We start from the raw sequence: 20840 nt of genomic DNA on the forward strand, positions 1-20840 counted from the left end.
TCCGAGTTTTGACCTCTCCCCCAACCCCTCTCCTTGTAGAAGAGGAGAGTATGAAAACTCCTTCCTTCATAGGAAAGGGAGTAGAGAGGATGTTAGGTCTCTTCAAAATAAAACAGCCCTACCAAGAGAAAAAAATCCTTTCATCCTTCATACTTCATCCTTCATCCTTTTCCTTATCGTCTTGTTTCCTTCCCTCGCCAGCGCTCAGACAGCAACCCGTGTTGTTGTTAATGGCAACCAAGATGGAGCCATTCAACCGGATGATGCCTTGACATTGCGTGAAGCGATCGCTTTCGTCAATGGGCAACTCAACCTTGAACAACTTAGTGCTGCCGAACAAGGGCAAATTCAACCGCTCAGTTCTGGATCTCCTCTGATTGCGTTTGATTTACCAGCCGGACAAACAATTATCCAACTCCAGGAAATATTGCCCCCCCTGGAAACACCAGGATTGGTAATCGACGGCACTACCCAACCGGGATACGACGCCACCCAATCCGCCACCGCAGAAATTGAAATTCCGATTCCGGTTGTCGAAATTACTCCTGCACCGGGTATTGACATTTTGCGCGGATTAACCATCACCGCCGACAATGTCACCGTCCGGGGGTTAAGCATTTATGGCTTCAGCGAGAAGCGGGGGGCAACCCTAAGTACACCGCCTGCGGATATTTTCATTGCCCATCGCAATCCCCCTCCAGATATTAGTCAGCAGCAACCCCCGAATAATGCCTTTCCCTTCTCTGAGGAGGATGTTCCGCCGAAAAATGTGGTAATTGAGCAAAATTGGCTAGGAATCCCTCCGAACGAGCAGATGCCTCCCAAATTCTCAGCTTTTGGCGTATCCGTCTTTAATAGCCTCGGTACGACTATCCGCCGCAACCGCATTTCTCAGCACGATGGCAGTGGGATTATTACCTCCGTGCGGGCAAATAATTTGCTGGTAACGGAAAACATTATTGTCGGTAATGGGATTGCCGGAATGCCGGATGGGATTCGCTTAGAAGGCGTCATTAATGATTCGCAAATTACGTCCAATTTGATTTGTGGCAACGATGGTAGTGGGGTGTATCTCTTTAAACCTGAAGGTTCTGTAGAGATTCGGGATAACCAAATTACCTTTAACGGCAGAAGATTTCGCCGCGCGGCGGTGTACCTGATGGGGGACGAGCATCAGGTGGTTGGCAACCAAATCCGCAACCAAACAGGGCCAGGAGTTGTGGTGACGGCTTATCCGAAGAGCGATCGCAACATAATTCAAGGCAATCGCTTTGCCGAACTCGAAGGGCTGAGTATTGACCTGATCACCGAACAACATGTGGAGCCGATCCATTACCAACGCGGCGATGGTGCCAACCCTCAACGGAATTCTGCCTACGATCGCCAAAAAACAGGTAATTCGGCAATCAATGCGCCAGAATTTGGGACGAGGGAATTATTTGCCTTGGGTTCAGGCGTGCAGCTCTTTGGTAGGGCAGAGCCAGGTTCCCGCGTGGAAGTTTACCGCGTTACTGAAAGGACTCCTATTTCCAGAGGGCCATTAAGCGAGCCACTGACCGAGGTAGAAACGGATGCTGAGGGACGTTTTAGCGTAACGATTGATAACTTGCAACCGGGAGAACAAGTTAGTGCGATCGCGACTCACCCCCAGTTCGGCACCTCTGAACCTGCCCTCAATACCTTAGTACAGTTTCCTGATGGTAGCGTTCCCCCCGGCTCAGACGCACCCACACCACCTGTCACCCCGCAATGCACAACACGACCTGCACCCCCGCCACCACCACCGGAGGAACCACCACCACCACCCGAACCCCTAACGCTGCGGGTGCCGAGGAATGTTCACTTTGCCCTCGACCAATCCACCATCAGTGCTGAGAGTGCCGCCATTCTCGACCAAATTGCTGCTGTTTTGCGGGAATATCCCTTCCTGACGGTGGAACTTGTCGGTCACACTGACCCCCGTGCTAGTGCTGCCTACAACCAAGCATTAGGAGAGCGTCGGGCTTTAGCTACCCGTAATTACCTGCTGCGTCAGGGAATTGCTCCAGAACGGCTGACGATTCGCTCTCAAGGAGAAATGGAACGCCGCACCACCGGGGAAACCCGTCTAGATTTTGCCCGCGATCGCCGCGTTGAATTAATCTTCCAAGACACCAGAGGTCTGGACATCATCTTTGAAACCCAGGAAACCGACCTGCAACTGGAACCCCCTAGAGGCACAAGGTAGCATCACAACTTCGCCACGACTTAATGCCATCTACTCGTCCGACTCATGTTCTCAATCATTAGCCAGCAAGTGGAGCGATCGCGTTCTTTCGATACCATTCCTTCTCATACCAAATCCGCATTGATAGCCCCCTTGGTATTTTTCTCCCCTGCTCCCGTTCGGCTGAGCGTTCGACTGCCCTTCGGCAGGTGGAACACTGAGCTTGTCGAAGTGCTCAGGAACCGCGCTCACGCCGAAGTCTCACGTCGAAGCCTGCCCCCCTGCCCCCCTGCTTCTTCAGGAATAAAGGGGTTTTCTGAATGGATTTGGTATCACCCCTACCTCACCGGATTCGCTAGCCTTTTGCTCTTGGGGCTGTTTAGTTCCCCCGTAGCTGCTCAAAATGTTTTAGTCGAAGAGCCGTTTCAGACTAACACCACGTCCCGATGGCAGGTGGGCGTGGCTAACCCCGCCAACGTTGAGGCTCTGCCTTGCTTAACTGCCAGATCCCCTGATGACCAGTCACCTACCGACATTGGCGCTTGTCCTAATGGTCCCTTAGACCCGATTGGGTCGGGCGTTCTGAGACTCACTAACCGTGAAAAAGATCAAGCAGGCTTTGTTTTTTTCCAGGAAGCCATTCCTTCAAGTAAGGGGCTTGTGGTGCTTTTTGACTTCTTCTCCTATGGCGGAACTGGAGCCGATGGCTTGAGTTTTTTCCTCATTGATGGTAATGCATCACCCAATGAAGCAGGTGCCTTTGGGGGTTCCCTAGGCTATGCGTTTTGCTTGGAAAGTTCTGGCAATTGCGAGCGAGACATTCCTGGACTCGTTGGTGGTTATGTAGGCATTGGATTTGATGAGTTTGGTAATTTTTCTAATCCCAACGATAACGGCAAAATTGGTGGTCCAGGACAAATCCCTGATTCAGTAGCCCTTAGAGGCGCGGGTAGTGGATTGACAGGATACCAATACTTAACTGGCACCGATCCGAATGAGCTGCCTACATTGGACTTCCCCAATGTAACGACTCGTCCAGAAACCACACCCAGACGAGTGAGGCTTACGCTCACTCCTAATAACCGCATCTCTCTGGAGATAAATTTCTTTGATGGTAGAGGTTTTGTACCTGTACTTGAAGAATACGACTTGAACACAGCACCGGGTCAACCGCCTTTTCCGTCGAGCTTCAAATTTGGTTTTGCCGCTTCCACCGGAGGTCAAACTAACATTCACGAAATCCGCGCCTTTCGGATCACAACGATTGAGCCAAACCTGCGATTGGTGAAGCGCATTACATCAGTAACTAGAGGCGGCACTCCCCTGAGTGGTGTCAACTTCAACGAGGGTCAAGATAACCCCAACGACCCGGAGGACACCGCAGCAGGCTGGTCTCAACTGCCTCCAAGTGAGCGATCGCCCTCAGGAATTCCCAGAGGGATTGTTAACCTTGACAATACTGCTGTCAACAGTGGTGATGAAGTGGAGTACACAGTTTATTTCCTCTCCGATGGTGGCGCAGACGCAACGGCTGTCAATGTCTGCGACCTGATTCCTGCTGGAACTACATTTATTCGCGATAGTTTTGCACCCCAGCAGGGTATTGTTTTAAATCGAGCGGGAACCACCACCACCCTTACGAATGCATTGGATAACGATAGTGGACGTTTTGTCCCCCCTCTGAACCCCCTACCCAGCAGTAGTGCTTGTTCAGACCCCAGCAATCCGAATGGGGCAGTTTTAGTCAATCTTGGTGAAGTTTCTAGCGACCCTGGGGATAACTATGGGTTTATTCGCTTCCGAGTTCGAGTCAACTAAAGCTAATTGTCATGAGTTACCAATAAACAAAAAGTCTCGATTGTTTAATTAAGTAAAAAACGTCAAATTTCTAAAGATAGTCGCGATTTGGGGTGCATCGGAGTCAATAACCACAGTAAAGCTGAGGAGTGCGATCGCTTATGACTTAAGAGTCATTGCTGAGAAATTGACGGGAATCTATGTTGGATACCGATTGTCTGGAGTCTTAGTTAACTAGTCATTACTAAACTTTGAACAATCAAGCGGATTTGTGTTTGCTCAAGCAAGCGATCGCCTTTTTGAATACATTTTCAAAAACGTTGAGCAATCATCTTTGAAAAATAAAAACTGACAAAGAACGCTTGCTGCCAACTCGACTGTATACCCTTATGAGTTCTTCTTTTCTCCCATGCCCCCAATCATCAGCCAGCAAATTGCCAAAGTACTAAGTAAAGCTTTTCTTCCCATCGTCTTTGCTCAGAAAAGAAGCTGGCTAAGTGGTGGCATGTTTCTGCTAATAGCAACGAGTAGTTCCCATGTCGCCGCCCAAACCCTTCTAGTTGAAGAGGAATTTAAAGAGCCAACCAGCTTTGGATGGTCAGTTGGTGCGGTGAATGACGCCGCGATCGCCTGCTTAACGGCAGGTAATGCGACTACGCCGCCATCTTCAATTCCTGCCTGTCCGACTACACTCGATCAACCAGGCTCGGGAGCTTTGAGAATAACGACCGCCGAGAGAAACCAAGCTGCCTTTGCTTTCTATGACTTTCCCATTCCTGCTGGGTCTGGGCTAGAAATTAACTTCGACTATTTTTCCTACGGCGGTACTCCAATAGAGCCAGGTGGTAGTGAGGCAGACGGAATCACTTTTTTCCTATTCGATGGCTCTACCAACGCACCTGTACCTGGGGGATTTGGTGGCTCCCTTGGCTACGCTCAATTAATACCTCTTAGGGATGCACCTTTGCCTGGGGGTCTTCCTATTCCACCCACTTTACCTGGTCTAACTAATGCTTTTGTTGGTGTGGGATTCGATGAATTTGGTAACTTTGCTAGAGATGTTGAAGAGAGAGTAAGCCGGGGTCAGGGCTGTACTAATTCCTCTCCTAATGCTGAAAGAGTCCTCGATTCTGTAACGGTTAGGGGATCGGGGAGTGGGCTAACAGGATACTGTTATCTCGCCAACTCAGGGGAATTATCCGAAGGTATCGACGTTCCCAACGCACCTAATCGCGAGATTGCACGACGCCGAGTCAGGATCGTGCTGACTCAGAATTTCGACCTCTCCGTTGCAATTGCCTTTGGTGATGGTCAATTCCAAACTGTCATTCCTGGAATTAGCTTGCTTAGTTTCCCTGATCAAGCTAATCCTCCTAGCAACTTCAAGTTTGGTTTTGCTAGCTCAACTGGGGGCGCAACAAATATTCATGAAGTCCGCAACCTCAGAATTCAAACTATTGCTACCGCACCGCAACCTGACCTGGAAATTACTAAAAGTCATGCTGGCAATTTCATTGCTGGGGGGAAAGGCGAATACACCTTAACGGCGACGAATATCGGTAATGGTCCGACCTATGGACCTCTGATTATCAGAGATACTTTGCCTCCTGGCTTCAGTCTTTCCTCCTTTAGGGGTACGGGTTGGGATTGTTCTGAAAACCCACCAGGAACTGTTACTTGTGTCTATGAAGGCGACCCCCGTTCAGCAGACCCGGCATCAGACCCGCCCCTCGCTCCTGGTGAAAGCCAATCAGTCGTCATTGAGGTGAATGTAACGGATATTCCTGGCACTTACACCAACCTAGGAGAGATCACCAATCCGGCGGATCTTAACCCAGAGAACAACACGACAACAGACGAAACGATAGTTGTTGCTGACGGTCTTGAACCTGAAGCACTGCGTCTAGTCAAACGAATTACAGCGGCGACAAGAGCCGGTGTTCCCTTAAGTGGCATCGGCTTTGACCGCTTTGTTGACAATCCTAACGACCCCAATGACAATGCTCCGGGTTTTTCTCAACTTTTGCCTGTAGGCGTGACGCAGATCGATCCAGCGATTGAATTACAAAGCCAAGATGAAGTGGAATACACCATCTACTACCTGGCGGATGGTGGCGAACCACTCCAAGCAGTGAATGTCTGTGACTTGGTTCCTACCGGAACTACCTTCGTCAATAATAGTTTTGGCTCAGAGCAAGGTATTTTATTAAATCGTGCTGGACTTGTTAGCCCTCAAACCAATGCCTTAGATACGGACGCCGGAAGCTTCTTCTCGCCTCTGACTCCCCTCCCTAATAGAAATGGTTGCCAAGACGCCAGTAACCCTAATGGTGCGGTGTTGATGAATCTCGGTGAAGTCTCAAATAAGCTAGGGAGTAACTTTGGGTTTATGCGTTTTCGAGTGCTAATTGATTAACTTTCTCAGATTTTTAGTGCGATCGCGTTTAGCAATGTACCTTTCGCTACCCGCTTCGGCGGTTTTGTCCTGCGTCTCAAGAGATAGTGCAGCAAGACTTAACACGCGATCGCCTAAACCTGTGGAAAACACGGATTGCTTCTGCCACTAAGTTTGCTTGAGTAGAAATTGACTCTGAATCGGCATTGAGCAGCGATCTACCACCCGCTGAATTCGTGAGTGATTTTATACAGAACCAGGATGCCATGTCGTCTCGTAAGTCCGGTATTTTTCCCATCCCCAGTGTTTTGATTAAGCCAGGTATCAGCCCAGTAGTTTACCAATCGTTGACTGGCATCCCCCACCGATTCTGGTTCTGGCTACCTAGCAGCGTTGCACTCCTAGCTGCCTTAATCGGATTTCCCCGCACTACCCTGGCTCAAACCGTTTTCCCATCGGTGAACGGGCTAAACTTCCAAACTAGCGGACCATCTCGCGCTCCTACAGTTGGTGATTGGTATACGACAGCAACTAGTGCCAGCACTGACAGGATTCATCGCATTAGTGTCAGCATTACCCCAGCCATGCTCGCAGCGGGAGGTGGTAGCGTCACAATTACTGTTCAGGATGCAGAGAGTAACGGAGCCTTGGATGAAATTGACAATCAAGCAATTGGCAATCGAAGTTGTCCCCCAGCGAGTAGCTGCGATCCCACTCGCTTTGAATTACGTGCAGCCGATGGCACAACAATTCTCCCAAGTCAAACTGTGGGGACAGCAACTGGGACAGGTGCTCCTGATGGGACAACTGTTGTCTTTACAGTCACGACACCCGGCACTTACCAAGTTACCAGCGAAACTGGAGCTTTGCCAATTTTTGCCAACAATGCTAATAACCTTAACAACGATGACAACACCTTTAGAGTTGTTGTTTCTCAAAGTGGCGGACTAGTTGGTAACTTCCAAGGTACGGTGCAGCAAAATACTGGCGAAAACCTAACTATTCCGTTCTACTTTCTAGTTGGTCCGACGGCTAATGGAACAAGTAATTTATTCTTACGAAATTTTGATCTGGATAATGGAGGAACCGTAACTTATATCCCACCGACAGGCGGGGTTGTACAAGGGACAACATCAGATAATGGAGTTTGGAATGGTATTAATGGAAGCTTGGACACAGGCGGCGATACCGTAATTGCCAACAATACTAAATCAGCGACGGGTGGAGATGCTGGAATCTGGGGCTTAACGATCGCTAACTTTACAAACAATAACCAGACTCTTTTTGAGGCAAATGGGGATGGCGCACGCCTACCCTTGTACGACCGACGCCCCACTACTGCTGGAAACTTCACAATTACCGCTCCAGACGATAACACTCGCTCAACGACAATTGGTACGCCTGTCGATCATCCCTTTACCATCACCAATAACTTTTTTACCAACGATATTTTTAATCTCACGACTTCAGGTACAAATCCCAATTACACCGTGCAATTGCTCGATAGTGCAGGTAATCCTTTACCCGATACTGATGGCGATGGAGTGCCAGATACAGGGATTTTGACCCCAAGACAAACGGGAAACTTTATTCTTCGCGTTACCCCCAATCTAGGAGCAACAACGGCTGACACGACTCAGATTAATGCCGTTTCCTTCATGGATAACAAGGTCGATCCTGCGAGTAATACCATCCAGTCCATTCCGAAAACGACGACAATTACCACAGCGGTGACAGGTTCAATTGGCGATCGCGTTTTCAACGATTCCAACGGGAATGGCACGCAAGACCCAGGAGAACCCGGTTTAGCCAATGTCACTATTACGTTGAGGGATAGCAACGGTAATGTAGTTGCCACGACAACCACCGATGCTAATGGCAACTACAACCTTACAAACCTGCCAGCGGGTAGCTACACCGTAACCGTCACCGATCCGGCTGGCTTTACTCTCACCACGAATAACCAATCCCTAACAATCAACCTCGCTTCCGGTCAAACCGTAAGCAGTGCTGATTTTGGCTATCGCCAGACGAATAGCTCAATTGGCGACTTAGTATTTAACGACTTAAACGGCAACGGTACGCAAGACCCAGGAGAACCCGGTTTAGCCAACATCACCGTTACCCTGAGGGATAGCAACGGCACGGCGATCGCCACAACTACCACCGATGCTAATGGCAACTACAGATTTACAGGTCTACCCGCAGGTAGCTACACCGTCAGTGTTACTGACCCAGCGGGCTTTGCAATCACGACGGGAAACGACCCTTTCCTTGTGAATTTGGCAGCCGGAGCAGCCGTTAACAATGTTGACTTTGGCTTCCGTCAGAGCAATGCCTCTATTGGCAATCTCGTCTTTAACGACATTGACGGCGATGGGGTACAAGACCCAGGAGAACCGGGCATCAGTGGCATCACGATTAATCTCAGGGATGCGAATGGGAACGTTATTGCTACAACCACAACTGACGCCAACGGGAACTATACATTTAATAATCTCCCAGCAGGTACCTACACTGTTGCAGTTCCCAATCCTCCGACTGGCTTCAATGCCACTCCCACGACTGCCCCTGGTTCAATTACCCTAGCAGCGGGTCAGAACATTGATAGTGCCGACTTTGGCTTCCGTCAGCCTAACGGTTCGATTGGCGATCGCGTCTTTAATGACACCAATGGCAATGGCATTCAAGACCCAGACGAACCCGGTATTAGCGGCGTTACTGTTATTTTGAGTACTAACGGAGCGGAGAGCGCCAGAACCACCACTGACGCCAACGGCAACTACAACTTCACCAATCTCCTACCAGGAACTTACACCGTTGAAGTTCCCGACCCTCCGGCTGGCTTCACTGCCACAACTCCTGCCCCTAGCCCGATTACCCTAGAACCCAATCAAAGCGTTGACGATGCTGACTTTGGCTTCCGTCAACCTGACGGCTCAATCGGCACCATTGTTTTTCGGGACTTGAACGGTAACGGCACTCAAGATGCTGGCGAGACAGGATTCCCAGGTGTCACGGTAACCCTGCGAGATACGAATGGGAATGTTATTGCCACCACTACAACTGACGCCAATGGTAACTACTTATTCAGAGAGCTACCATTTGGTACCTATATTGTCGATATTACCGACCCTACTGGCTTTACCCTCACAACCAACAACGATCGACTGACGGTCACGCTCAATGACAATAATCCCAACTTCTCCTTAGCAAACTTTGGCTTCCGGGCAGCAGGTACAATTGGGGACTTGGTTTTTAACGACGCCAATGGGAATGGCACGCAGGATGCTGGAGAAAGCGGCATTGGCGGCGTCACCATCACCTTGAAAGATGCTAACGGCACGGCGATCGCCACAACCACCACTGACGCCAACGGCAACTATAGCTTCACCAATCTGCCCCCTGGTAACTATATCGTTGAAGCGACGACCCCGGCTGGCTTTACCCTGACCACGGGAAATTCTTCCTTTCCTGTTACCCTGAATCCCGATCAGTCTGTCAGTAACATTGACTTCGGCTTCCGCCAACCCGGAGTCAGCCTTGGAGACTTAGTTTTCAACGATATTAACGGCAACGGAACTCTAGATCCGGGCGAAACGGGACGTGGCGGCATCACCGTAACCCTAAAGGACGCTAACGGCAACGTTATTGCCACCACTACCACCGACGCTAACGGGAACTATCGCTTCGGTGGTCTGGCAGAAGGGACGTATTTTGTCGAGGTAAGTCCCCCTCCTGGCTTTACCCTGACAACGGGTACCGCCTCTATCCAAGTGACAGCTACAGCCAATCAAACGGTCAACAATCTTGATTTTGGTCTCCAACCAGGTACAACCGCTGCTGGCAACCTCCGCTTAGTCAAGCGCATTACCAATGTCACTCGCAATAGCGTTCCTATCAGTGGGGTGGATTTCACTCGCTTTGTGGATGATTCCAATACCACTAATGACAATGCTTCAGGCTTTTCTCAACTGTCACCAGTGGGAGCGATCCGATTACTAGAGGACAATGCTTTGCAAAGTGGCGATGAGGTGGAGTACACGATCTACTTCCTCTCCGATGGCGGTACTCCAGCTAACAATGTAAGATTCTGCGACCCAATCCCTACCGGGACAACCTTTCTGCCCAATAGTTTTGGTGGAGGTAGAGGGATTTTGTTACGTCAAGATGGGGTGGATGCACCGCAATCTAATGCCTCGGATACCGACAAAGGGAGATTTTTCTCGCCCCTTGCACCTGTAACGACTCCTTCTTGCCCAGATCCGAACAACCCCAATGGATCGATCGTCTTGCAGTTGGGCAATATTACCAACACTGCCCCTAATAATGTAGGATTTGTACGCTTCCGAGTCAAAATTGACTAACTTTTGTCTGGGTGGCTCTAAGATGGCAGAACATAATTAGCAGTGAAAAAAGTCTATCCATAACTCATGAATGCCTTGATTGATAAAATTCAAGCCAGCTTTTTGGAGCTGATTGGTTCTGCCATCGAGTTCTTGCCAGGATTGATTGCAGGCTTGGTGATTTTCTGTTTGACGAGCTACGCGGCTGAGTTTGCCGAAAGAATGGCGTCACAGGTTAGTCCTCGAGTCGTCCGCAGCAAGTCCTTGCAATTTCTCTTAGCACGGACGAGTTACGTTGCGGTTTGGGTTGTGGGAATTTTGACGGCAAGTGTGTTGGCATTTCCGGGATTGCGACTAGGTGATATTGTTGCCGCTTTAGGGTTGGGTTCGGTTGCTATCGGCTTTGCGTTCCAAGACATTTTCAAAAATTTCTTGGCTGGCGTACTGCTGCTCATCCAAGAACCGTTTCAAATTAATGACCAAATCGTGATTGAAGACTACGAAGGGACGGTTGAGCGCATTGATATCCGCACGACGCAAATTCGTACCTATGGGGGAGAACGGGTACTGCTACCCAATTCCACTGTATTTACCAATGCGGTGCAAGTAAGAACGGCTTACGGATATCGGCGGACAGATTTGGAAGTGGGAGTGGATTACAATACTTCGCTACCTGAAGCCGCAGAAATTTTAGACAAAACCATTCGACAGGTGGAGGGAGTTTTGTCTGATCCGCCACTGGAAATTGACTTGGTTAGCTTTGGTGAGAGTTCGATTGATTTTGTGGTGCGTTATTGGACGACGCCGAGACAACCGCAAGTGCGTTACGTCCGCACGCACGCAATTATTGCAATTAAAGAAGCGTTTGACCAGGCAAATATTAATATTCCCTACCCAATTCGGACTATTTACTCCTATGACCAGCAAAAGTTTAATGATTATTTGCCAAGCTCGGCAAATGATGGCGATTCTAAGTCAGGGTAAGGAGTTTTAGTCAGTAAAGGGAGCTTAAAAAAACTAAAATGTGACTATAGAATTTAGCGCTTCAGATATCCGAACTCTTAGAGAATTCGGGTATCGCGGAGCAGGAACCACACCAGGTAAGTGAGGACGTTGAGGAAAAAGAACAGGAAATTTTATCACTCCTAAAGGGGTATCTATAGACCACGGACATGGATAATTGATTGCTGACTAATGACGAATGACGATCGCTACCTCTTGTTTTACAAGCCTTACAATGTCTTGAGTCAGTTTACCGACAAGGAAGCGGCAGAAACTGAGCGGGAAACGTTGAAAGATTACATTCCGGTACCGTCGGTTTATCCGGTGGGACGGTTGGATCGAGATAGTGAAGGATTGTTGCTGCTCACCAATAATGGGCGTTTACAGCACCGACTTTCAGATCGACAATTTCAACATCCCCGTACTTACTGGGTGCAGGTCGAGCGCGTTCCTGATGCGGCGGCTATGGAGACACTGCGCCAAGGGGTGACGATCCAAGATTACCGCACGCGACCCGCTAAGGTAAGGCTTTTGGAAAAGGAACCGGACTTACCACCGCGCAATCCTCCGGTGCGCTTTCGCTTATCTGTGCCGACGGCGTGGCTGGAGATGACGCTGACGGAAGGGCGCAATCGGCAGGTACGGCGGATGACGGCGGCGGTGGGATTTCCAACGTTGCGGCTGGTGCGGGTAGCGATCGCCCGCCTCTGTTTGACTGGGTTAGCACCGGGAGAGTGGCGTGATCTGACGGCGGCTGAACTCAAGGGGCTTTTGCAGTTGTGTAGACTCTCTGTATCTAAGCTAATGTGATCGGGGAGCTTGTGTGGCATTGTTTGATTTCGGTTCGGTTAAAGTGACAACAACCGGACTCGGTAAATTGGTGAGCGTAGATTAAAGATAAGTTAGATAAATAACCGCAGGGTTGGGGAGAGATTTCACGGCTATCAGTTGCTGCCTTGTCCATAATCCTGTAACTCTGAAGAAGATGTAACCAGAATGGTTTATACGCAAGAGGCGATAGGGAGATGTGGCAAACTAGATGGCAGTTAACTTGTCAGAAAAATTTAGAAACCCCGATGGGATTTGAGGAAGTTCCATTATGTTGATCTGTCCCCAGTGTCAGTTTGAAAACCCCAATACAAACAAGTTTTGTCAAAGATGTGGAACTTCCCTGACTCACAAAACCTGTCATGAATGCGCTACCCTTGTCCCGGTAAATGCGGCAAATTGCCAAAATTGCGGGGCGTTTACAGGAACTGTCTGGTGGGCAATCATTTCTAGAGACTCAGGAGACTCAGGCTTACAGACGGTGGCGGAGGGTGAAGCACAAGCGCCAGTAGAGGCAATAGAACCAGTTGCCCAGAACGCGGCGGAAGTAGAAACAGAAATACCTCAGCCCTTAATTTCAGAAGCTGACGAAACCTTACCGCCGCTAGAGTCTTTGCCGGAATCCACCTCCAAGACCTCAGAGACTAGTCCCCTTCCGGAGCCGGAAGAAATAACAGAAATACAAGTCCCGCTCAATCAGGCAAGTTTAGATTCAGAGGATCAAGAGGCTGTAATGCCTGAGAAAGGGAGTCTGAATGCTTCCCAGGAAGTGGCAGGGAGCGACAATGCTGTTGCCTCAACAACGGCAGTCACATTTTTAGATACGCAGCAACGCTACCGACTGTTGTCTTCTCAAGGCTTTGAAACGATAACAACTGGGGAAGTTGTCGTACCAGTGTTGGACTCTCAACCGTTTCAAAAGTCGCTTTTGGAAGCGCTGATGGAGCAGCAACAAACCGATGGGGGAAACTTGGATGCGGCTGGTTTTTCGGCACGAATTGAATCAGACGCTTGGGGAGTGATTGGCATTCCCGCGATCGCTAAACCTTATCTGGCTCTACAAGGCTCCTATTACCCGATCATGCCAGAGGTACACGATGCTTGGCAGCAGGATCAAACGGCGGTGGTATTGCTGGAAGACCGTTCGGATTACCAACTCCTCTCTGAGTTGTGGGGACAAGAAGATATCCCAACGTTACAGCTTTTGTACTGGCTGGATGAAATGGCAAAGCTATGGGCAGCTTTAGAACCTTGGCACTGTCGTCAGAGTCTCTTGGAAGAGAGCAATTTGCGGGTGGATGAAGACCAGTCTTTAAGCCTCCAACGCTTGTATGTAGAAGCCCCAGGGCAGGTATTAACGCTTCAGGATTTGGGGAACAGGTGGCAGCAACTGTTCAATCAGTCCCAGCGAACGCAGTTTACCTCCCTCGATCAGTTACTTCGCTCTTTGCACGGTGGTGAGATCCAAACCGTCGAGGAATTGCGATCGCACTTAGAAGCGATCGCCCACGAACAACAATCTTCTTCAGATTCAATTCCCGAAGCCATTAATTCCACCGCGATCGCTACAGGAGCCACTCAGTCCATGACATCAGCATCTAACAACCCAGCAAATACCGGAGTCTTAGGCAAGGAGGGCGAGCGTAGCAATGAGGCAGACGATCTGCCGACAGTAATTTTACCAATGCAGTTATTAAGTCTCGATGATGCGGGTTGCACTGATATTGGTCAGCAGCGAGACCACAACGAAGACTCCTTCGGTATCCAAACCTCGATCAAAAAGCAGGAAATGCCTATAGGACGGACGCTGCAGGCACGGGGCTTATACATCCTCTGCGATGGGATGGGGGGACATGCAGCCGGGGAAGTCGCCAGCGCCATGGCAGTAGATAGTCTAAATCGCTACTTTAGTGACCGCTGGAAAGATGAGTTGCCCACAGAAGAAACAATCCGCGAGGCAGTGCATCAGGCAAATCACGCCATTTATGATGTTAACTTGCAAAATTCCAGCACCGGCAGCGGACGGATGGGAACGACGCTGGCAATGATTTTAATTCAAGATACCAATGTGGCGATCGCCCATGTAGGAGACAGTCGCCTTTATCGCCTCACCCGCAAACGCGGCTTAGAACAAGTCACCACCGACCACGAAGTCGGTCAACGGGAAATTCGGCGGGGAGTAGAAGCCGCGATCGCCTATTCTCGTCCCGATGCTTACCAGCTCACTCAAGCCTTAGGCCCGCGCAGCGAACAATTTGTCAGCCCTGACATCCAATTTTTAGAACTCAATGAAGATACATTATTTATATTGTGTTCTGATGGCTTGTCGGACAACGATCTGTTAGAAACATGTTGGCAGACTCACCTGGCTCCTTTACTCTCGTCTCGTGCCAATTTAGATCAAGGCATTCTGCAACTTGTTGAACTTGCCAACGAGCACAATGGTCATGACAACATCACCGTTATTCTCATCCGCGTCAAAGTGCGACCCAATTTTGACGGACAGCAATTAATTTAAAGATGGGGATTGGCAGAGCGGGAATTGACGCTTTGATGAATAGAATTTTGGTAATCAATCATGAGCAAATAGCAATGAACTATGAATAACGGACTAATGATTCATGTCTAAATGACTAATGACTAATTTATGGTCACGCTGACACTTTTACATCCCCCGGCGCACACTCCCTTACAGCAGTGGCACTTTCAAAACCAATCGATTATTCGGATTGGTCGTTCCCCTGATAATGATGTCGTTATTAACGATCCCTTAGTCTCGCGGTATCACCTGGAACTAAAGGCAATCAATGCCTCAGCCGATAGTGCCTGGAAACTGCTCAATCAAGGAACCAATGGCACCTTTCTCAATGGGGTGCTAGTGTCGCGGGGGCTGCTTCCAGCGGATGCTCTAATTCAGTTGGCAAGAGAAGGGCCGTTGCTGAAATTTCAAACCCAGCCATTAACTGCTCCTGATTCGCCAGCGACGCCCAGCGCTCCACCGCCAAAGGAGTTACTGGAGAAAACAATCCACTCTTTTGTGCCTTGTACCCATCCAGACAATTCACCCAGTAATTTATTTTGCATTCACTGCGGGCAACCTTTGGTAGAGGTGCAGCGATTTATCCACCAGTATCAGGTACTGCGGACGCTGGGTCAGGGAGGGATGGGGACAACTTACCTAGCCTGGGAAAAAGGGGGGAAAACGTCATCCCATCCGCATTTGCTAGTGCTCAAAGAAATGAATGCAGATATGGCACAAATCAGCAAAGCTCAGGAACTGTTTGAGCGAGAAGCACGTACCCTTAAGGCGTTGAATCATCCAGGGATTCCTCAGTACTATGACTTCTTTGTCGAAGATGGGAAAAAATACCTGGCAATGGAACTCATTCATGGTCAGGATTTAGAGCAGCGAATTTATCAGCATGGGCCGATTGCCCTCCCGCAGGCGATTGGGTGGATGATCCAAACCTGTGACGTTTTAGACTACATTCACTCCTGTAATCCGCCATTGATTCACCGGGATATTAAACCCGCTAACTTAATGGTTCGTCATCGAGAGCAGCGCGTGGTTGTTCTTGACTTTGGCGCGGTGAAAGAAATTGGCACTCCCCTCGGAACTCGCATCGGTGCAGAGGGATACAGTGCCCCAGAACAAGATCTGGGTCAACCCTGCACTCAGTCTGACCTTTATTCAATTGGCCCAACGCTGATTTTTCTCCTCACTGGAGTCAACCCTTTCAAGTTTTATCGTCGTCTGGGTTCTGGCTATGGTTTTGATGTTAAAGGGATTCCCACGATTACGCCGCAGTTACGGGAATTAATTGAGCGAGTATGCGCCCCCAGACCGCGCGATCGCCACCAAACGGCTCAGGAGTTGTCACGCGCTCTCGCTGCTTGCCTGTAGCGTTTTGGGAGATGGGTGATCAGGAGATGGAGGGGATGGAGGGATAAAAGTTTTAGCTATTAGCTTAAAAATGTGCAAGGTTATTTGATAACAGCTTATTGAAGAAATTGAGGGAAAGGCGATGCCAATTCCAAGTCAGTATTTGGATGAGCAGGTGAGGCATTGCGTTTGTACCCTACTCCAGTAAATTTACTTAGAAACGGTGACAGGGGGGATTTGGGCAGCAAGGCGGTTTGCTGTTGTCACTGGGATTGACTTTGCAAATAAAGGCGATCGCCTCAATCTATTTTGCTAACCTAAACCGGAAATAATAGTAGCAATGCTTTTGTTACTTTTGCTACCTCATTTGTCCGTAAAAACCTCAGTATTTAGCATAAAGATTGGCTTAAAACAATTTAAGCTTGTGAATTATTTGTGGAGTCAAGGTAAAGATTTAGTGAAGTAGAACTTCCAATACAGATTTTTAGTTGACAAATCCTCAGTAGATTCACTAGTTTGGAATGAACAGCACTTGAGAAATTGCCACTATGGCTCAAGATCGCTTGTTTCACAGGAAATTATGCTAATTGTTGAAACTTTAAAACGGTCAATCCTCATGATTCAATTGGTTATTTTCTTTGAAAATACCTAGCGTCTGTAGCAAGTTTTTTTCATAAGTTTTTTTTTAATCAATCATTATTAGCTATCAGGTAATTCTTACTCGATAGCGCTTCCGGCGATAATCTTCATTTTTCGAGGTAGCTGAATGAAGCAAAATTCAGGAGTGCTTGCGCCATCTCTCGTTGTTGAGAAAGATTCTCGCTTGACTCTGCAACGTCTTTTACCACCCTTACAATCAACACCAGACAGTCCCAAACTGCTCTCAAATTTGAGCCAGGACTTTGAATTTGTAGAGTTTCAACTGGGCGATTCTATTGATAGCATACCCACTGGCTCTCAAAATTCTGCTTATAGCGAACAAAGTCAACCGTATTTTTATATAATTTGCCAGGGGCGGGTACGGTTACTGAGCTTCGATGCTCAGAAACAACGAGAAGTTTCCGTCCAAGTCCTGACAGAAGGGGAAATCTTTGGCGGTGAGGCTTATTTTTGCCAGGAGGAGTGGTTGCCTTATCAGGCGATCGCGGCTAGCCCGGTGCAAGTCGCCCGCATTTCCCTAGACGCATTGCGCCCTTGGCTGGAGAAACCGGAACTCGCAGCCAACTGGCGTGCTAGCGCCCATAATCAGCAACGCCTCATCTTTTTTAAAACCGAAAGTGACTTGTGCGGCGAGAGTGTCTCCTTGGGGCGATCGCTTACCAGTCACCAACTGCAACAACTTTTACCCTACTTAGTGGAACAACGCATTCAAGCTGGGGCAGCGTTGGCGCAAGCGACACCCGCTAAGGCGGGTCGTTTTTGGCTGCGTCGCGGTCAAATTGATGGTCAATCTTTGCCGGAGGGGAGTTCCTGGGGCTATCCAGCAGATACTCCCCTAACTGGTATTGCCCAAACCGATTTACTGGTTTACCAGCTACCCGCCGAACATTGGGAAACCGCCTGCGCGATCGCTCCCCTGCTAGCGACGGCTTGGGGAGATCCCGTCCCAACAAAGAGCAACGGACGCCAAGCCCGTCCTACCGGGCTTCCCTCCTCCCCCATTACCAGCAACGCTTCTCGTTCCCCTCAACTGCAAGTTCCCCCAACTCTCTCCTCAAACGAATCCCCAACGGTGGAATTTCCTAAACCGTTGAAACATCGGCGCTGGCGCTGGGGGAGCTTTCCCTACATCGAGCAACAAAGTACCTCCGACTGCGGGGCGGCTTGCTTGGCAATGATTAGCCGCTACTGGGGCAAGTCACTGAGCATTAACTTTATCCGCAATTTGGCAAATATCGGGCGGGCGGGGGCGTCTTTAAAAAGTCTTGCCAAAGCAGCAGAAAGTTTGGGTTACCAAGCGCGTCCGGTGCGGGCAAGTTTAAGCCGTTTGGTGGAGCAACAGCAGCCCTGGATTGCCCACTGGCAAGGCGATCACTACATCGTTGTCTATAAAGTTAAAGGCGATCGCGTACAGGTTGCCGATCCAGCGCGGGGAAAGCGATCGCTCACACGCTCAGCATTCCTCGCTGGCTGGACAGGATACGCCCTGTTGCTCGAACCCACAGAAGCTCTCAAAGCGCTTCCCAACGAAAAACAGTCCCTGGGCAGATTCTTGGCAGTACTTTTGCCCTACCGTTCCCTGTGGGGGCAAATTCTTCTGGCTTCCTTGCTCATTCAAGTTTTTGGGCTAGTTACTCCCCTATTTACCCAAATCATTCTTGACCAAGTAGTGGTCAACAGAAGCCTCAGCACGCTGAATGTTTTTGCCATCGGCTTATTGATTTTTGGAGTTTGGGGCATTGGCTTATCCGCAACTCGGCAGTATCTGTTGAGCTATTTTTCTAACCGCTTGGATCTCACCTTAATTAGCGGCTTTATGAGCCATACGCTGCTACTGCCTTTAAAGTTTTTTGAATCCCGCCATGTGGGAGATATCCTCACAAGGGTTCAGGAAAATCAAAAAATCCAGCGTTTTTTGGTTAACCAAGTAGCGATAGCTTGGTTGGATTTACTGATGGGGTTTGTCTACCTAGCGTTGATGTTTTATTACAACTGGCAACTTACCCTGTTGGTGCTGGCACTCATTCCCCCCATTTTCTTTTTGACCTTAGGTGCAACTCCTTTTCTGCGGAAAATTTCGCGGGATGTGTTTAATGATGCCGCCGAGCAAAACTCGGTACTGGTAGAAACGATGACAGGTATTGCCACGGTAAAAGCAACAGCGGCAGAACAAGAGTTGCGTTGGCGTTGGGAAGACCGTTTAACCAAGTTCCTCAACGCGCGATTTCGGGCGCAGAAGTTGGGAATTAATTTGCAAGCTGCCAATGGCTTGATTAATTCCCTAGGAAGTACCGCTTTGTTGTGGTACGGGGCATTGTTGGTGATTCAAGGTGAGCTAACGATTGGTCAGTTTGTTGCCTTTAATATGCTGGTTGGGCGAGTCCTTAGCCCGGTGCTGGCACTTGTCGATATTTGGGACGAACTGCAAGAAGTTTTGATTTCTGTAGAACGGCTGAACGATGTTTTTTCTACTCAGCCGGAAGAGTCGCCAGGAAACCCCATGCTGGTGTTGCCACCCGTGCGCGGTGAGGTGCATTTGGAAAATGTTACCTTCCGCTACGACACGGAGGATGAACGGAACACGCTGGAGAACATCAATTTTTCTGTAGAGGCAGGGCAAACCATTGCTCTAGTTGGTCGTAGCGGTTCCGGTAAGAGTACGTTGGTCAAGCTGCTTCAGGGGTTATATCATCCCGTCAAGGGTCGAATCTCGATTGATGGTCATGATATCCGTCATGTTTCTCCCCAGTCTTTGCGATCGCAATTGGGCGTTGTTCCCCAAGACTGTTATTTATTCTCTGGGACGATTTTAGAAAACATAACCCTGTATCGCCCGGAATTTACGATGGAGCAAGCGATTGAAGTTGCCAAGCTAGCGGAAGCTCATGCATTCATTCAAATGCTGCCTCTGGGTTACAACACCAAAGTCGGAGAGCGGGGCGCAAGCCTATCGGGAGGACAGCGGCAACGGATTGCGATCGCCCGTGCTTTGTTGGGAGAACCACGGATTTTGATTTTGGATGAAGCAACTAGTTCCCTAGATACCGAGTCAGAACGGCGATTTCAGCAAAACCTCGCTCGCCTTTCCCGCGATCGCACCACCTTCATCATCGCTCACCGCCTCTCCACGGTACGCAATGCAGACTGCATCCTCGTCCTAGACCGAGGCATTCTCGTTGAACAAGGCACCCACGACGAACTAATGGCAAAAGAAGGGCTTTACTACCATCTAGCCCAGCAGCAGCTCGATCTTTAACGGCAGCGGCAGCTATTAGCGCGATCGCCGCCACCCCTGGCATTTCAATTTTCTCTGCCGAAAGCATATCCCTCTAGAGGTATACAAGTATGTTATTTACCTTCCCTAAAGTCCCAGCCGTTAACAAAAGTCAAGCAAAAAGCTGCCAAATTGGCAGAGGTGGCTTAGACCAGCAACTAGAATATATACGGAGAAGACTGTTAATTGTCCAAAATAACAATAAATCAACCGTATCTTCACTTAAATAACCGTAAAATAACGTGTTATTTTTTATCGGCAACCCGCTTGCTGTTGAGTATTACAAAAGTATTAGGTAGGCGCTTTTCTACTTCCTAAGCCAGATAAATTCCGTTCAGTTCCCTACTGAGACTTCTGCTAATCCAGAGATTGAAAACTACAAACAGCAATGTTTCTAGTTCGAGTGATGATGCAGCACAAACAATACTTGGCATCAAATTTCTACTAAC

General features: G+C 49.0%; 10 protein-coding genes. 9 read left to right on the forward strand and 1 reads right to left on the reverse strand.

Features of this window, described 5'->3' with window-relative positions:
• Window positions 1-163: 163 nt before the first annotated feature.
• From AC5JR3_RS20930 to AC5JR3_RS20940, 3 genes are all read left to right on the forward strand, one after another.
• The gene (locus AC5JR3_RS20930; RefSeq protein WP_495848605.1) at window positions 164-2227 is read left to right on the forward strand and encodes an OmpA family protein; all 2064 of its coding nucleotides are present in this window, start codon (window positions 164-166) and stop codon (window positions 2225-2227) included.
• A 45-nt stretch (window positions 2228-2272) separates the two neighbouring features.
• Window positions 2273-4024 (forward strand): hypothetical protein, encoded by a 1752-nt coding sequence (locus AC5JR3_RS20935; RefSeq protein ID WP_495848505.1) that lies wholly within the window; start codon window positions 2273-2275, stop codon window positions 4022-4024.
• A gap of 388 nt (window positions 4025-4412) precedes the next feature.
• A complete protein-coding gene (locus AC5JR3_RS20940; protein ID WP_495848506.1) occupies window positions 4413-6419 on the forward strand; it encodes a hypothetical protein in 2007 nt (668 codons plus the stop codon).
• On the opposite strand, the gene AC5JR3_RS20945 is transcribed toward AC5JR3_RS20940, so the two are convergent.
• Window positions 6408-6551: a hypothetical protein gene (locus tag AC5JR3_RS20945; protein ID WP_495848507.1), complete on the reverse strand. Its 144-nt coding sequence runs from the start codon at window positions 6549-6551 to the stop codon at window positions 6408-6410. The genes AC5JR3_RS20940 and AC5JR3_RS20945 overlap by 12 nt on opposite strands.
• 83 nt (window positions 6552-6634) lie before the next feature.
• On the opposite strand from AC5JR3_RS20945, the gene AC5JR3_RS20950 reads away from it, so the two are divergent.
• The 6 genes from AC5JR3_RS20950 (at window position 6635) to AC5JR3_RS20975 (ending at window position 20373) form a co-directional block, all read left to right on the forward strand.
• Window positions 6635-10765, forward strand: a complete 4131-nt coding sequence (locus AC5JR3_RS20950) for an SdrD B-like domain-containing protein (protein ID WP_495848508.1) — start codon at window positions 6635-6637, stop codon at window positions 10763-10765.
• 66 nt (window positions 10766-10831) lie between these two features.
• Complete coding sequence (locus AC5JR3_RS20955) at window positions 10832-11728, forward strand: mechanosensitive ion channel family protein (RefSeq protein WP_495848509.1); 897 nt, start codon at window positions 10832-10834, stop codon at window positions 11726-11728.
• A gap of 210 nt (window positions 11729-11938) precedes the next feature.
• The gene (locus tag AC5JR3_RS20960; RefSeq protein ID WP_495848510.1) at window positions 11939-12556 is read left to right on the forward strand and encodes a pseudouridine synthase; all 618 of its coding nucleotides are present in this window, start codon (window positions 11939-11941) and stop codon (window positions 12554-12556) included.
• Window positions 12557-12845: 289 nt separating this feature from the next.
• Window positions 12846-15092, forward strand: coding sequence for a serine/threonine phosphatase (locus tag AC5JR3_RS20965; protein WP_495848511.1), 2247 nt, complete (start codon window positions 12846-12848; stop codon window positions 15090-15092).
• 129 nt (window positions 15093-15221) lie between these two features.
• The gene (locus AC5JR3_RS20970) at window positions 15222-16478 is read left to right on the forward strand and encodes a protein kinase domain-containing protein (protein ID WP_495848512.1); all 1257 of its coding nucleotides are present in this window, start codon (window positions 15222-15224) and stop codon (window positions 16476-16478) included.
• A gap of 745 nt (window positions 16479-17223) precedes the next feature.
• Complete coding sequence (locus tag AC5JR3_RS20975) at window positions 17224-20373, forward strand: ABC transporter transmembrane domain-containing protein (protein WP_495848513.1); 3150 nt, start codon at window positions 17224-17226, stop codon at window positions 20371-20373.
• Window positions 20374-20840 lie beyond the last annotated feature (467 nt).

This window comes from Kastovskya adunca, assembly GCF_059505785.1.

Excerpts from the sequence above, each read along its gene's own strand:
- AC5JR3_RS20940 (WP_495848506.1), top strand. The coding sequence starts at position 4,413 with ATGCCCCCAATCATCAGCCAGCAAATTGCCAAAGTACTAAGTAAAGCT.
- AC5JR3_RS20975 (WP_495848513.1), top strand. The coding sequence starts at position 17,224 with ATGAAGCAAAATTCAGGAGTGCTTGCGCCATCTCTCGTTGTTGAGAAA.
- AC5JR3_RS20955 (WP_495848509.1), top strand. The coding sequence starts at position 10,832 with ATGAATGCCTTGATTGATAAAATTCAAGCCAGCTTTTTGGAGCTGATT.
- AC5JR3_RS20970 (WP_495848512.1), top strand. The coding sequence starts at position 15,222 with ATGGTCACGCTGACACTTTTACATCCCCCGGCGCACACTCCCTTACAG.
- AC5JR3_RS20935 (WP_495848505.1), top strand. The coding sequence starts at position 2,273 with ATGTTCTCAATCATTAGCCAGCAAGTGGAGCGATCGCGTTCTTTCGAT.
- AC5JR3_RS20965 (WP_495848511.1), top strand. The coding sequence starts at position 12,846 with ATGTTGATCTGTCCCCAGTGTCAGTTTGAAAACCCCAATACAAACAAG.
- AC5JR3_RS20960 (WP_495848510.1), top strand. The coding sequence starts at position 11,939 with ATGACGAATGACGATCGCTACCTCTTGTTTTACAAGCCTTACAATGTC.